Genomic DNA, 13608 nt, shown 5'->3' with positions numbered 1-13608 from the left:
GCCATGCAATTGCGACTTGAGGCGCTTGAAGCGCATCTCGCCAGGGGACTCGCCGGACTGTACGTCGTGTACGGCGATGAACACCTGCTCGCGCAGGAAGCATGCGATCGGATTCGCGCGACGGCGCGGGCGGCCGGTTTCACCGACCGCTCGGTGTTTACCGTCGAACGCGGCTTCGACTGGAGTTCGCTGCTTGGCGCGAGTCAGTCGATGTCGCTGTTCGGCGACCGCCAACTGGTCGAATTGCGCATTCCGTCGGGCAAGCCCGGCAAGGAAGGCGCGGATGCGCTGAAGGTCCTCGCCGGCGCTGTCAACGACGACGTGCTGACCATGATCACGCTGCCGCGGCTCGATGCGGCCACGCAAAAGTCCGCATGGTTTACCGCGCTGGCCGATGCGGGCGTCGCGCTGAAAATCGATCCGGTCGAGCGCGCGCAGTTGCCGAACTGGGTCGGCCAGCGTCTCGCGGCCCAAGGCCAGCGAGTCGCCGCCGGCGAAGAAGGGCGGCGCGCGTTGGCGTTCATCGCCGAGCGCGTGGAAGGCAATCTGCTTGCCGCGCATCAGGAGATCCAGAAGCTCGGACTGCTCTATCCGGCCGGTACGTTGAGCTTCGAACAGATTCAGGACGCCGTGCTGAACGTCGCCCGTTACGACGTCTTCAAGCTGAACGAAGCGATGCTGGCGGGCGACGTCGGCCGTTTGTCGCGCATGCTCGACGGTTTGCGCGGCGAAGGCGAGGCTGCCGTGCTGGTGCTGTGGGCGGTCGTCGAAGAAGTGCGCACGCTGTTGCGGATCAAGCGCGGCGTCGCGGCGGGCAAGCCGCTTGCGATGCTGGTGCGCGAGAACCGCGTGTGGGGTCCGCGTGAGCGGCTGATCGGACCGGCGCTGTCGCGCGTCACCGAGGGCGCGCTGGAGAAAGCGCTTGCTTTGGCCGCGCGGCTGGATCGGCAGGTGAAGGGCCTGTCCGGCGGCACGCCGGGCAATCATCGTAACGATCCGCCGCCCGATCCTTGGGACGGCCTGTTCGAACTGGCCATGACGGTGGCTGCGCCGAAAAACGCGCCGTCAGTGCCGCCACCGCGACCTCGCCCGGCGGCAACCGCGTCGGCATCGGGACGAAGGCCAGTCTGATCCGCGTTGACTGCCGCGGCGCCTTGGCGCGGCTCGATGCGCAAGAGCGGTCAGGCGTGAGTTGCGGCGCCGGTGGTTTTGAAGGCGTCTCTTGACGCCGACGTTCAGGACGCAGAGCGTCAAGCCCTTGGACCCACCGCTGCCGCGCCGAGCAAAGCGCCACCACCCGACTTACAATCGTTTCACCTTTCGCTAATTTTGCCTGTCCGCTGCACGTGAACGTGCGCGGCATCACGAGACTCACCATGGATATCGACCAGTACATGACCGACCTCGGCCGCCGCGCCCGTCACGCTTCGCGTTCGATGGCGCGGGCCTCGACGGCGGCGAAGAATGCCGCGCTCGAGGCCGTTGCTCAGGCGATCGAACGCGATTGCCCGTCGCTCAAGGAAGCCAACGCGCGCGACGTCGCGCGTGCCCGCGACAAAGGCCTGGACGCTGCGTTCATCGACCGTCTGACGCTGTCGGACAAGGCGCTGAAGACGATGGTAGAAGGTTTGCGGCAAGTCGCCGCGCTGGCCGATCCAATTGGCGAAATCAGCAATCTGAAGTACCGGCCGAGCGGAATTCAGGTTGGTCAGATGCGCGTGCCGCTGGGCGTGATCGGCATCATCTACGAATCGCGTCCGAACGTGACGATCGACGCTGCCGCGCTGTGCCTGAAGTCCGGCAACGCGACGATTCTGCGCGGCGGCTCCGAAGCGCTCGAATGCAACACGGCGCTCGCGAAGCTGATCGGCGAAGGGCTGGAAGCGGCTGGTTTGCCGCAGGACGCCGTGCAAGTGGTGGCCACGGCGGATCGCGCAGCGGTGGGCAAGCTGATCACGATGACCGAATACGTCGACGTGATCGTGCCGCGCGGCGGCAAGAGCCTGATCGAGCGCCTGATGAACGAAGCGCGTGTGCCGATGATCAAGCACCTCGACGGCATCTGCCACGTGTATGTCGACGATCGCGCCGATCTGGCCAAGGCGCTGACTGTCTGCGACAACGCCAAGACGCACCGCTACGGCACCTGCAACACCATGGAAACGCTGCTGGTCTCGCGCGGTATCGCGGCTGAAGTGCTGCCGCCTTTGGGCAAGCTGTACCGTAGCAAGGAAGTCGAACTGCGGGTGGATGCCGAGGCGCGGGCGGTATTGTCGGAGGCGGGCGTGGGTCCGCTCGTCGATGCCACCGAAGAAGACTGGCGCACCGAGTATCTCGCGCCGGTGCTCGCGATCAAAGTGGTCGACGGTCTCGACGCGGCGATCGAGCACATCAACACGTACAGCTCGCGGCACACCGACGCGATCGTCACCGAAGACCACGACCGCGCGATGCGTTTCCTGCGCGAAGTCGATTCGGCGAGCGTGATGGTCAACGCCTCGACGCGTTTCGCGGACGGCTTTGAATTCGGCCTGGGCGCGGAAATCGGCATCTCGAACGACAAGCTGCACGCGCGCGGACCGGTGGGGCTGGAGGGGCTGACGTCGCTGAAATATGTGGTGCTGGGGCACGGCGAAGGCAGGCAGTAATCACGCAGGGCGGCCAGCACTCACCCCTCGACCGCGGCCATAGCGCGACTGCGCAACGCAGCCGCGCCAACTCACCCGAAACACGCCAAACAATCGCACAGGTACAAGGTACAAGGACCGCCAGATGCTCTGGGTAAAGACGTTTCACATCGTTCTGATTGCTTCCTGGTTCGCCGGCCTGTTCTATCTGCCGCGCATCTTCGTCAATCTGGCGATGGAAACCGAACCCGCCGCGGTGCGGCGCTTGCTGCTCATGGCGCGCAAGCTGTTCCGCTTTATGTCGTTCATCGCGGTGCCGGCGCTGTTGTGCGGCGTGTGGCTGTGGCTCGCGGTGGGGATCGGCCGCGGGCAAGGCTGGATTCACGCGAAGGTGGGCGTGGTCGTGCTGCTGATCGTCTATCACGCGTACTGCGGCGTGTTGCTGCGGACCTTCGAGCGCGGTGAGAATACGCGCTCGCATAAGTGGTATCGGATGTTCAATGAACTGCCGGTGCTGGGGATGCTGGCAGCGGTGGCTTTGGTCGTTTTGAAGCCGTTTTAAGGCGGCGACGCGCCGACGGCTGCCTCTGGACGCCGCCGCGCCGGACTTGCGCGCGGCGCGTCAGCTGCCAGGGTCGATCCGGCGTCGATTAATCACTTCCTTCGCCTGAGCCAGCTTGCCGACCAGTTCCGGTCCACGGCTCAACGCCACGCCCACCGCCAGAATGTCGCCAATCGCCAGATGCGAGACGCGCGAGGTCATCGGCGAAAAGATATCCGTATCCTCATCGACGTTGGCGAACAAGCCGACCGTGGCGAGCCGCGCGAGCGGCGAGTTGCCGTGCGTGATCGCGATCACTTTGGCGCCCGCGGCGAGCGCCGACTTCGCCGCGTCGACGATATCGCGCGTGCGGCCCGTATTCGAGATGGCCACCACCACGTCGCCCACGCCCAGCAGCGCCGCCGACATCAGAAACGTATGCGGGTCCGAATACGCGACGCTCGGCATGCCGAGGCGAAAGAACTTGTGCTGCACGTCGAGTGCGGCAATGCCCGAACCGCCGGCGCCGTAAAACTCGATGCGCCGCGCCTGCGCCAGCAGCGCGATCGCCGCCGCCACACTGTCCGACGACAGGTTGTTGCGCACCTGGATCAGCGCGCCGATGGTCCGGTCGAGCACCTTCGCGGCCACGCCCGGCGTCGGCTCGTCGGGTCGCACGTCGCGGTAGACGGCGGGCACTTCCGCGGCGATGCCTTGCGCCAGCCGGATCTTGAACTCGCGAAAGCCCGAAAAACCGAGCGCATGACAGAACCGCGCAATGGTTGGCTGGCTGACGCCGGCACGCGCGGCCACCTCGGTCATCGACAGATCCAGCACCTCGCGTGGCGCTTCGATCACGTAATCGGCCAGCTTGCGCTCGGACGGGCGCAGCTGCTCGCGCATCTCTTCCACTTGAGACAGCATCATTGGAAAACTCGCACTATGCTGAAGAATGCGTGGACTATATCTGATTGCCCATGAAGGTACAAAAACTACATTTGGCGTTCTAGGTGTAATCCCCAGGTTTTGCGTGTTCGTCGCCGACTGGCCGCCAGCAAGGCGACGCAGGCAATTCGAAGATGCGGCAGTGCAGCAGGAGTCGGCATTGCGATCGTGTAGTTTTTCTACTAAGATTGCGTCGTCGGTTGACCCGACATTCCCGCGATACCTGCCTGGCATAGTGCCCGCGCACCCGAGGCCAGCGACGAAGGAGCTCCGATGGTTTCCCCGCATTCGCAATTGTTGAAGGTCACGCAACGCGTGGTCGAGCGCAGTAAGCCCACTCGCGAGGCGTATCTGGCCCGCATCGAGCACGCTCAAGGCAAATTCCCGGCGCGCGGCGCACTCTCGTGCGCCAATCTGGCCCACGGTTTTGCCGGCCTCGAAGGCAACGACAAGCTCGTCATCAAGCAGATTCGCCAGCCGAACATCGGCATCGTGTCGTCGTATAACGAAATGCTGTCCGCGCACGCGCCGTACAAAAACTACCCGGACATCATCAAGGAGGCCGCGCGTGAAAACGGCGGCGTCGCGCAATTCGCGGGCGGCGTGCCGGCTATGTGCGACGGCGTCACGCAAGGCAACGCGGGCATGGAATTGTCGTTGTTCTCGCGCGAAGTGATTGCGATGAGCACGGCCGTCGCCCTCACGCATAACATGTTCGACGCGGCGCTGTGCCTGGGTATCTGCGACAAGATCGTGCCGGGTCTGCTGATCGGCGCGCTGCAATTCGGCCATCTGCCGACGATTTTCGTGCCGGCCGGCCCGATGGGCAGCGGCCTCTCGAACGACGACAAAGCCAAGACCCGCCAGCTCTTCGCCACCGGCCAGTGCGGCCGCGACGCGCTGCTCGAAGCGGAAGCCGCCGCGTATCACAGCCACGGCACCTGCACCTTCTACGGCACCGCGAACAGCAATCAGATGCTGATGGAAGTGATGGGCCTGCATCTGCCGGGTTCCGCCTTCGTGCATCCGCATACGCCGCTGCGCGACGCGCTGACCGCGCAGGCCGCGCGCCGTGTGCTCGATCTGACGGTGGAGCGCGGCAACTACATGCCGATCGGCCGCGTGATCGACGAGAAAGCGATCGTCAACGGCATCGTCGCGTTGCTGGCGACGGGCGGTTCGACCAACCATACGCTGCACCTGGTCGCCATCGCTCGGGCGGCCGGCATCGTGATCGACTGGGACGACTTCGACACCTTGTCGCAAGCCGTGCCGCTGCTCGCGAAGATTTACCCGAACGGCAAGGCCGACGTGAATCACTTCCACGCGGCCGGCGGCGTCGCGTTCCTGGTCCGCAATCTGCTGGAAGGCGGCTTGCTGCATGAAGACGTGAACACCGTCGCGGGCAAGGGGCTGAAGCACTACACGGAAGAGCCGAAGCTGCTCGACGGCAAGCTGCAATGGGTGCCGGGCGCGCAGGCCAGCGAAGATACGGCAGTGCTGCGCGGCATCAAGGAACCGTTCCAGCCCGACGGCGGCTTGCGTCTGATGCAGGGCAAGCTGGGCCGCGGCGTGATCAAGATTTCGGCGGTTGCCGCGCAGCATCGCAAGGTGAAGGCGCCGGCCATCGTGTTCGATTCGCAGGAAGCCGTGCAGGAAGCGTTCGACAACGGCGAACTGAAGCGCGATTTCATCGCGGTCGTGCGCTTCCAGGGCGCGCGCGCCAACGGCATGCCCGAGTTGCACCGTTTGACGCCGCTGCTCGGTGTGCTGCAGGATCAAGGTTTCCACGTCGCATTGGTGACGGACGGCCGCATGTCGGGTGCGTCGGGCAAGGTGCCGGCGGTGATTCACCTGTCGCCGGAAGCGTTGCTGCAAGGCCCGATCGGCAAGGTCCGAACCGGCGACATGCTGGTGATCGACGCGGAAGCCGGTGTGCTCGACATCGAAATCGATGCAGCCGAATGGGCGGCGCGGCCGGAGGCGGTGCCGCAGCATCAGGCGGAAAACGAAGTCGGCTTCGGCCGCGAACTGTTCGGCGTGTTCCGTGCGGCGGCGGCGCCGGCGGAGCAGGGCGCCTCGGTGTTCGGTCCGATGGTCGGCGAACGCCACGCGGACCACGGCGGACAAGCCAGCGAACACTCAAGCACCACTCAAGCCAGCCACGTGCTGCAGAAACAAGGAGTCTGACTATGACGGCGAAAACAGTTAGCGATATCGTGCGCCTCGGCCCGGTGATTCCGGTGCTCGCGTTCGACTCGGTCGAACAGGGCGAACATGTGTCGCGCGCGTTGCACGCGGGTGGCGTGAAGGTGCTCGAAATCACGCTGCGCACCGCGGCCGGTCTGGAAGCCATCGAGCGCGCGAGCCAGTTGGCCGAAGACATCGTGGTGGGCGTCGGCACGATCACGAAGCCGGAGCATTGCGCTCAGGCGAAGAAAGCGGGCGCGCAGTTCGGCGTGTCGCCCGGTCTGACGAGAGACATGCACAAGGCCGCGCAAGATGCGGGCTTGCCGCTGCTGCCGGGCGTGATGACGCCGACCGACATCATCGCGGCGCTGGAACTTGGCTACGAAATCGTCAAGTTTTTCCCGGCGCAACAGGCTGGCGGTTTGCCGATGCTGCAAGCGTTCTACGGCCCGTTCCCGACGCTGAAGTTCTGCCCGACCGGCGGCATTACGGCTGAAACCGCCACGCATTTCCTGTCGCAGCCGAACGTGGTGTGCGTCGGCGGTTCGTGGCTGACGCCGAAAGCGGCGCTCGCCGCGCAAAACTGGGACGAAGTCACGCGCCTCGCGCGCGCCGCGAGCCAACTGGCCGCGCCTGCCCATCACTAGGACGAAACGGCACGTGCTTTAGTCCGCGATCAAGGTTGACGCAAAGAAGCCTCGTCGATACGGCCTCTCGGGCCGTTGCGGCGAGGCTTCGTTCGATATGCGCGCCACTTTTGCGCGCCCTGAGACACAACAGCAAGTAAAATTCAGCGTCCGCGCGGCAAGCCGGGTTTTCAGGCGCCGCCTCAGGCCGCTGCGAGACAAGGTGTCAGCCGCGTTCCGCACCCAGAATCAATAACGCACAAGGAGGAGCTTCATGGAAGCTGTCCACGGCAGCATGCTGCTGGTCTTCGCAGTGATCGCCATCGCACTGCTGATCTTGATGATCACGCGCTTCAAGGTCTATCCGTTTCTCGTCCTGATCATCGTATCGCTGCTGCTGGGTCTGGTATCCGGCATGCCGATCGGCACGATCGTCAAATCTTTCGAAACCGGCAACGGCAATACGCTCGGCCACATCGCTGTCGTGGTCGGCCTCGGCACGATGCTCGGCAAGATGATGGCCGAATCCGGCGGCGCGGAGCGCATTGCCACCACGCTGATCGCGTGGTTCGGTGAGAAGAACATTCATTGGGCGATGATGGTCGTGGCGATCATCGTCGGCTTGCCGGTGTTCTTCGAAGTCGGTTTCGTGCTGCTGATTCCGATCGCGTTCAACGTCGCCAAGCGCACCAATAAATCACTGCTGCTGGTCGGCTTGCCGATGGTCGCGGGCCTGTCGGTCGTGCACGGCCTGATTCCGCCGCACCCGGCCGCGATGCTCGCGGTGCAGCAATATCATGCCGATATCGGCAGGACGATTGCCTACGGTCTGATCGTGGGCGTGCCGACGGCGATGGTCGCCGGTCCGCTGTTCGCGCTGCTTAGCAGCCGCTATATCAAGCTGCCGAACAACAACCCGCTCGCCGCGCAATTTCTCGGCCACGCTGACGACGCGCAAAATAACGCGAAGAGCGCGGCGCCGAAGCGCGAACTGCCGAGCTTCGGCGTGACGCTGTTTACGATCCTGCTGCCGGTGATCCTGATGCTGGTCGGCAGCTGGGCCGACCTCGTCTTCACGCCGAAGACCTTGCCGAACGATTTGCTGCATTTCGTCGGCAATTCGGATGTTGCGCTGTTGCTCGCCGTGCTGGTCAGCTTCTGGACCTTCGGCGCGAGCCGCGGCTTCAATCGCGAGCAGATCCAGAAGTTCTGCGGCGAATGTCTTGCGCCGATCGCAGGCATTACGCTGATCGTCGGCGCGGGCGGTGGTTTTGGGCGCGTGCTGATGGATAGCGGTATTTCGAAAGAAATCGTCACCGTCGCGACGGCCATGCATCTGTCGCCGCTGCTGTTCGGCTGGCTGGTGGCCGCGCTGATTCGTCTGGCCACGGGTTCGGCGACGGTCGCAATGACTACCGCGTGCGGTATCGTCGCGCCGATCACAGCCGCCAGCGGCGTGCACGTTACGCCGGAATTGCTGGTGCTTGCCACGGGTTCGGGCTCGCTGATTTTCTCGCACGTCAACGACGGCGGTTTCTGGCTGATCAAGGAGTATTTTGGTATGACGGTGGGGCAGACCTTCAAGACATGGTCGCTCCTCGAGACCATCATCTCGCTGATGGGTTTGCTGTTGACCTTCGCGCTCGCGACGGTCGTGTAAGGAGTATTTGATGATTCTGATCGCAATGGGTGTCTCGGGCGCCGGCAAAACGAGGATTGGCGAAATGCTGGCCGAACGCCTGCACTGCGCATTCACTGACGGCGACGCGTTTCACAGCGCCGCCAACAAGGAGAAGATGCACCAAGGCATTCCGCTCACCGACGAAGACCGCTGGCCGTGGCTGCAAACCATCCGCGCAGCGATCGAAGAGAAGCAGAAGGCGGGCGAGAAGGCGGTGTTCACGTGTTCGTCGCTGAAACGCTCATACCGCGACGTTCTGCGTGGCGGCGGCGATGGCGACAAGGACGTGTGCTTCGTCTATCTGAAGGGTTCGTACGACGTGCTGCGCGAACGGCTGACCACGCGCACCGGCCATTTCTTCGATCCGTCGCTGTTGCAGAGCCAGCTCGAAACGCTCGAAGAACCGGGCCCGGATGAGGCGATTACGGTGAGCATCGAGTTGTCGCCGGAAGAGATCGTCGACGAGGTGTTCAAGCAGATGAAGGTGCGGTGAGGCTTTTCGACGCTCACGCAGCAAGATGAACAAAGGCGCTCCGAGGAGCGCCTTTGTTTGGCTGATTTTATACCTGAAGCAGTGAGGCGATGGCTGGGTCTTAACCGATCCGCTTCGCCAGTTCCACGGCCTTGCCGATATACGATGCCGGCGTCATCGCGAGCAAGCGATCCTTCGCGTCCTGCGGAATAGCCAGACCACCGACGAACGTCTGCAATGCTTCACGCGTGATGCCCTTGCCGCGCGTGAGCTCCTTCAGTTGCTCATACGGATTCTCGATGCCATAGCGGCGCATCACCGTTTGCACCGGCTCGGCCAGCACTTCCCAGCAGTTGTCGAGATCTTCGTTCAGACGCTGCGGATTCACTTCGAGCTTGTCCAGACCGCGGATCAGCGCGTCGTAGGCGAGCAATGAGTATCCGAATGCGACACCCATGTTGCGCAGCACCGTCGAGTCGGTCAGGTCGCGCTGCCAGCGCGACACTGGCAGCTTGTCGGCCAGATGGCGCAGGGTCGCGTTCGCGAGACCGAGGTTGCCTTCCGAATTTTCAAAGTCGATCGGATTGACCTTGTGCGGCATCGTCGACGAACCGATTTCACCGGCCTTCGTGCGTTGCTTGAAATAGCCCAGCGAGATGTAGCCCCACACGTCGCGATCCAGATCCAGCAGGATCGTGTTGGCGCGCGACACGGCGTCGAACAGCTCAGCCATGTAATCGTGCGGTTCGATCTGGATGGTGTACGGATTGAACGTGAGCTTCAGACGCTGCTCGACCACTTCACGCGAGAACGCTTCCCAGTCGAATTCCGGATACGCGGACAGGTGCGCATTGAAGTTGCCTACCGCGCCGTTCATCTTGCCGAGCAGTTCGACCTTCGCGACGCGGTCGATCGCGCGTTCCAGGCGCGCGGCGACATTGGCGATTTCCTTGCCGAGCGTGGTGGGGCTGGCCGGCTGGCCGTGCGTGCGCGACAGCATCGGCTGTTCGGCATGCGCATGCGCCAGGGCGACGAGGCGCTGATGCACCGAACGCAGCGCCGGCAGAATCACGTGCTCACGGGCGCCGGCCAGCATCAGGCCGTGCGACGTGTTGTTGATGTCTTCCGAGGTGCACGCGAAGTGGATGAACTCGCTTGCGCGCTCCAGTTCTTCCTGACCCTTCACCGATTCCTTCAGCCAGTATTCGACCGCCTTCACGTCGTGATTCGTCACGCGTTCGATGTCCTTGATGCGCGCGGCGTCGTGCGCGGTGAAGCGCTCGGCCAATTGCAGCAGGAATTGTTCGGACGCTTCGGAAAAGCGCGGCACTTCGGCGAAACCGGCACGCGACAAGGCGATCAGCCAATGGATCTCAACCGTCACGCGATGGCGCATGAACGCGGCTTCCGAAAGCCAGTCGCGCAGGGCTTCGGTTTTCGAGGCGTAGCGGCCGTCGAGCGGGGAGAGCGCGGTCAGCGCGAACAGGGTGTCGGGGCGGGTGTCGGACATGATGGCGGCGGGTTGGGGCGTTGAGCGCTCAGTGAGCGGATCGGGAACGGAGGGAACCGCGAATTTTACCACTGTGCGGCTGCTTGCCCGATCTTGGGATCGATTCCGCCACGAACCTGGCCGGTGCCACGTCCTTGGCAGGTCTGCTTCGGGTCCGCATCGAAGCCGTGCCAACGCCCTCGATGCTCTGGCGATGCGCCGGAGATGCGCCGGCGCCGCAGCCGCGCCGCTAGAATGCTGACTTCTTCTCTCCCCGCCGGCGGCAGGCTCTCGCATGGAACTGAAATGGCTCGAGGACTTCGTTTCGCTAGCGGAAACGCGTAGTTTCAGCCGCTCGGCCGAGTTGCGCCACGTCACACAGCCGGCGTTTTCGCGGCGCATCCAGGCCCTGGAGGCGTGGCTCGGCACGGAATTGATCGACCGTTCGGTCTACCCGACGCGGCTGACCGCGGCCGGCCAGGTGTTCAACGAGCAGGCGCTCACGATGCTGTCGCAGTTCCACGAGGCGCGTGCGCTACTGCGCGGGCACACGGCGACGCCGCAGGCAACCATCGAGTTCGCGGTGCCGCACACGCTCTCGCTGACCTACTTCCCGCGCTGGCTGCAGCGCATCGAAGCGCAGATGGGACCGATCCACACGCGGCTGCGCGCACTGAATGTGCACGATGCGGCTTTGTCGCTGGTGGAAGGCGGCTGCGATCTGATGATGGGTTATCACCATCCCAGCCACCCGGTCGCGCTCGATCCGGCCCGTTACGACATGCTGACGCTCGGCAACGAGCCGATCAGCCCATTCTCCGCGCCAGGCCGTGCGGGCCGGCCACGTTACACGCTGCCGGGCGGTTCCGAGGCGCCGACACCTTATCTCTCGTACACGCCGAACGCGTACCTCGGCCGCATGACCGAGGTGATCCTCGCCAACGCGCCGGAACGCCTCTATCTGGACCGGCTGTACGAAACCGACATGGCCGAAGGGCTCAAGGCGATGGCGCTGGCCGGCCACGGCATCGCGTTTCTGCCGCACAGCGCGGTGGAAGACGCGGTCGCCGACGGCAAGCTGATCCGGCTGGATCGCGCGACCCGCGGCACGCCCGAAGGACAGCTCACGCTGACCATGGAGATCCGTCTCTATCGCGACAAGCTGGCCGCGAAAAGCGACGATGCGCGGCAGATACTGGTGCGTCAGCTGTGGGACGTGGTGTCGGAGGAACTGGGACAGCGGGCCGCCTGAAACTGCTCGGGTACGACGTCAAATTGCAGGTTTTCGACGATTATGCAAAAAAAACATAATCGGATAAGGAAACGGCATTGGATTTCAAATCGGCGTTTTTCGACAATGGCGCCACTCGATCAACGCCGGAGCGTTCATGTCTTCCCAGCAGCCAGTCGCACAATCCGCATCATCGTTGCAGTCCGTCCCGTCCTACCTCAATAGCGAAGACCTCGGCCCCTGGGGCAACTACCTGCGCCAGGTCGACCGCGTCGCGCCGTACCTCGGCTCGCTGTCCCGCTGGCTCGAAACCCTGAAGCGCCCGAAGCGCATTCTGATTGTCGATGTGCCTATCGAACTCGATAACGGCACGGTCGCGCACTTCGAAGGCTATCGCGTGCAGCACAACGTGTCGCGTGGTCCGGGTAAGGGCGGCGTGCGTTACCACCAGGACGTGACGCTGTCGGAAGTGATGGCGCTGTCGGCGTGGATGTCGGTCAAGAACGCGGCTGTGAACGTGCCGTACGGCGGCGCGAAGGGCGGTATCCGTGTCGATCCGCGCACGCTGTCGCGTGGTGAACTGGAGCGCGTGACGCGCCGCTACACCAGCGAAATCGGCATCATCATCGGACCGAATACCGACATCCCCGCGCCGGACGTGAACACGAACGAGCAGATCATGGCGTGGATGATGGACACGTACTCGATGAACCAGGGCCAGACGGCCACGGGCGTCGTGACCGGCAAACCGATCACGCTCGGCGGTTCGCTCGGCCGCAAGGAAGCCACTGGCCGCGGCGTGTTCGTGGTCGGTTGCGAAGCGGCGCGCCGCATCGGCTTCGACATCGAAGGCGCGCGGATTGCCGTGCAAGGCTTCGGCAACGTCGGCGGGATTGCAGCGCGCCTGTTCCAGGAAGCGGGCGCCAAGGTGGTCGCGGTGCAGGACCACACCGGGTCGCTCTACAAGTCGAGCGGGATCGATGCGGGCGCATTGCTCGAGCACGTTGCGAAGACCGGCGGTGTCGGCGGTTTCCCGGAAGCCGACGCGATCGCGAACGAAGACTTCTGGACCGTCGAATCGGACATCCTGATTCCGGCCGCGCTGGAAAACCAGATCACCGAGAAGAACGCCGGCAAGATCAGGACGAAGATCGTCGTGGAAGGCGCCAACGGCCCGACCACCACCGGGGCGGACGACATTCTGCGCGACCGCGGCATCCTCGTGATTCCGGACGTGGTGGCCAATGCAGGCGGCGTGACGGTGTCGTACTTCGAATGGGTGCAGGATTTCTCGAGCTTTTTCTGGACCGAAGACGAGATCAACCAGCGCCTCGAGCGCGTGATGCGCGAAGCATTCGCCGCAGTGTGGCAAGTGTCGAGCGAGCAAAATGTGTCGGTGCGGACCGCGGCGTTTATCGTGGCCTGCAAGCGGATTCTGCAAGCGCGTGAAATGCGTGGCCTCTACCCCTGATTTGTCTGCATGAAACAGCCGGTCCGCCACCTTGCGGGCCGCTGCCAATCCTTGCTTTGACGCGGTTCACGAGACCGCGTGCATCACCCGGCGGGCGGCATCGTATCGATGCTGCCCGCTTTCGCATATTCGGAAAGGATGACCGATCGGGCGGAAGCGGCGTAAGCACCCAAGCGGCGCGCGCCCCGGAGGAAGTCCCCCGCCCTGCAGGAAGTCCCCCGCCTCCCAGGAAGCCGCCTTTGGGGATTGGGGGACACGCAACAATCATCGTTTGTATCCGTACTTTCAAAATAATTACTTTGCTAAACTGGCGCCGGTTCTTGCCAAGGAAGGAG

At 63.8% G+C, this 13608-nt stretch carries 11 protein-coding genes; 9 read left to right on the top strand and 2 right to left on the bottom strand.

All coding sequences use genetic code 11. The features are described from left to right. Nucleotides 1-3 precede the first annotated feature (3 nt). The 3 genes from holA (at nucleotide 4) to DLM46_RS02285 (ending at nucleotide 3189) form a co-directional block, all read left to right on the top strand. Complete coding sequence (gene holA, locus DLM46_RS02295) at nucleotides 4-1131, top strand: DNA polymerase III subunit delta (protein ID WP_115099063.1); 1128 nt, start codon at nucleotides 4-6, stop codon at nucleotides 1129-1131. Between the two features lie 245 nt (nucleotides 1132-1376). Continuing rightward, nucleotides 1377-2648, top strand: coding sequence for a glutamate-5-semialdehyde dehydrogenase (locus DLM46_RS02290; protein ID WP_115099275.1), 1272 nt, complete (start codon nucleotides 1377-1379; stop codon nucleotides 2646-2648). 124 nt (nucleotides 2649-2772) lie between these two features. Beyond that, nucleotides 2773-3189, top strand: coding sequence for a CopD family protein (locus tag DLM46_RS02285; RefSeq protein WP_115099062.1), 417 nt, complete (start codon nucleotides 2773-2775; stop codon nucleotides 3187-3189). Nucleotides 3190-3249: 60 nt separating this feature from the next. On the opposite strand, the gene DLM46_RS02280 is transcribed toward DLM46_RS02285, so the two are convergent. Continuing rightward, complete coding sequence (locus DLM46_RS02280) at nucleotides 3250-4095, bottom strand: MurR/RpiR family transcriptional regulator (protein ID WP_115099061.1); 846 nt, start codon at nucleotides 4093-4095, stop codon at nucleotides 3250-3252. Between the two features lie 291 nt (nucleotides 4096-4386). Here DLM46_RS02280 and edd point away from each other — a divergent pair, with 291 nt between their 5' ends. The 4 genes from edd to DLM46_RS02260 all read left to right on the top strand — a co-directional run bounded on the left by edd (nucleotide 4387) and on the right by DLM46_RS02260 (nucleotide 9103). Beyond that, on the top strand, nucleotides 4387-6303 hold the full coding sequence (gene edd / locus DLM46_RS02275; protein WP_115099060.1) for a phosphogluconate dehydratase: 1917 nt from the start codon (nucleotides 4387-4389) through the stop codon (nucleotides 6301-6303). 2 nt (nucleotides 6304-6305) lie between these two features. After that, nucleotides 6306-6950, top strand: coding sequence for a bifunctional 4-hydroxy-2-oxoglutarate aldolase/2-dehydro-3-deoxy-phosphogluconate aldolase (gene eda, locus DLM46_RS02270; RefSeq protein ID WP_115099059.1), 645 nt, complete (start codon nucleotides 6306-6308; stop codon nucleotides 6948-6950). 253 nt (nucleotides 6951-7203) lie between these two features. Continuing rightward, nucleotides 7204-8589 carry a GntP family permease gene (locus DLM46_RS02265; protein ID WP_115099058.1) on the top strand — a complete coding sequence of 462 codons (1386 nt, stop codon included), beginning with the start codon at nucleotides 7204-7206 and terminating at the stop codon, nucleotides 8587-8589. 10 nt (nucleotides 8590-8599) lie between these two features. Beyond that, nucleotides 8600-9103 carry a gluconokinase gene (locus DLM46_RS02260; RefSeq protein ID WP_115099057.1) on the top strand — a complete coding sequence of 168 codons (504 nt, stop codon included), beginning with the start codon at nucleotides 8600-8602 and terminating at the stop codon, nucleotides 9101-9103. A gap of 100 nt (nucleotides 9104-9203) precedes the next feature. Here the strand turns inward: DLM46_RS02260 and purB are convergent, their stop codons facing one another. Continuing rightward, nucleotides 9204-10592 carry an adenylosuccinate lyase gene (gene purB / locus DLM46_RS02255; RefSeq protein WP_115099056.1) on the bottom strand — a complete coding sequence of 463 codons (1389 nt, stop codon included), beginning with the start codon at nucleotides 10590-10592 and terminating at the stop codon, nucleotides 9204-9206. Between the two features lie 274 nt (nucleotides 10593-10866). On the opposite strand from purB, the gene DLM46_RS02250 reads away from it, so the two are divergent. Then, a complete protein-coding gene (locus DLM46_RS02250; protein WP_115099055.1) occupies nucleotides 10867-11823 on the top strand; it encodes a LysR family transcriptional regulator in 957 nt (318 codons plus the stop codon). A 136-nt stretch (nucleotides 11824-11959) separates the two neighbouring features. Continuing rightward, nucleotides 11960-13273 (top strand): Glu/Leu/Phe/Val family dehydrogenase, encoded by a 1314-nt coding sequence (locus DLM46_RS02245; protein ID WP_115099054.1) that lies wholly within the window; start codon nucleotides 11960-11962, stop codon nucleotides 13271-13273. Nucleotides 13274-13608: the final 335 nt, after the last annotated feature.

It is taken from the genome of Paraburkholderia lacunae (assembly GCF_003353175.1).
Lineage (GTDB): Bacteria > Pseudomonadota > Gammaproteobacteria > Burkholderiales > Burkholderiaceae > Paraburkholderia > Paraburkholderia lacunae.
The sequence above is the reverse complement of the archived record's forward strand: the minus strand, read 5'-3'. Positions and strand labels throughout refer to the sequence as shown.

Excerpts from the sequence above, each read along its gene's own strand:
- holA (WP_115099063.1), top strand. The coding sequence starts at position 4 with ATGCAATTGCGACTTGAGGCGCTTGAAGCGCATCTCGCCAGGGGACTC.
- DLM46_RS02290 (WP_115099275.1), top strand. The coding sequence starts at position 1,377 with ATGGATATCGACCAGTACATGACCGACCTCGGCCGCCGCGCCCGTCAC.
- DLM46_RS02285 (WP_115099062.1), top strand. The coding sequence starts at position 2,773 with ATGCTCTGGGTAAAGACGTTTCACATCGTTCTGATTGCTTCCTGGTTC.
- DLM46_RS02280 (WP_115099061.1), bottom strand. The coding sequence starts at position 4,095 with ATGATGCTGTCTCAAGTGGAAGAGATGCGCGAGCAGCTGCGCCCGTCC.
- edd (WP_115099060.1), top strand. The coding sequence starts at position 4,387 with ATGGTTTCCCCGCATTCGCAATTGTTGAAGGTCACGCAACGCGTGGTC.
- eda (WP_115099059.1), top strand. The coding sequence starts at position 6,306 with ATGACGGCGAAAACAGTTAGCGATATCGTGCGCCTCGGCCCGGTGATT.
- DLM46_RS02265 (WP_115099058.1), top strand. The coding sequence starts at position 7,204 with ATGGAAGCTGTCCACGGCAGCATGCTGCTGGTCTTCGCAGTGATCGCC.
- DLM46_RS02260 (WP_115099057.1), top strand. The coding sequence starts at position 8,600 with ATGATTCTGATCGCAATGGGTGTCTCGGGCGCCGGCAAAACGAGGATT.
- purB (WP_115099056.1), bottom strand. The coding sequence starts at position 10,592 with ATGTCCGACACCCGCCCCGACACCCTGTTCGCGCTGACCGCGCTCTCC.
- DLM46_RS02250 (WP_115099055.1), top strand. The coding sequence starts at position 10,867 with ATGGAACTGAAATGGCTCGAGGACTTCGTTTCGCTAGCGGAAACGCGT.
- DLM46_RS02245 (WP_115099054.1), top strand. The coding sequence starts at position 11,960 with ATGTCTTCCCAGCAGCCAGTCGCACAATCCGCATCATCGTTGCAGTCC.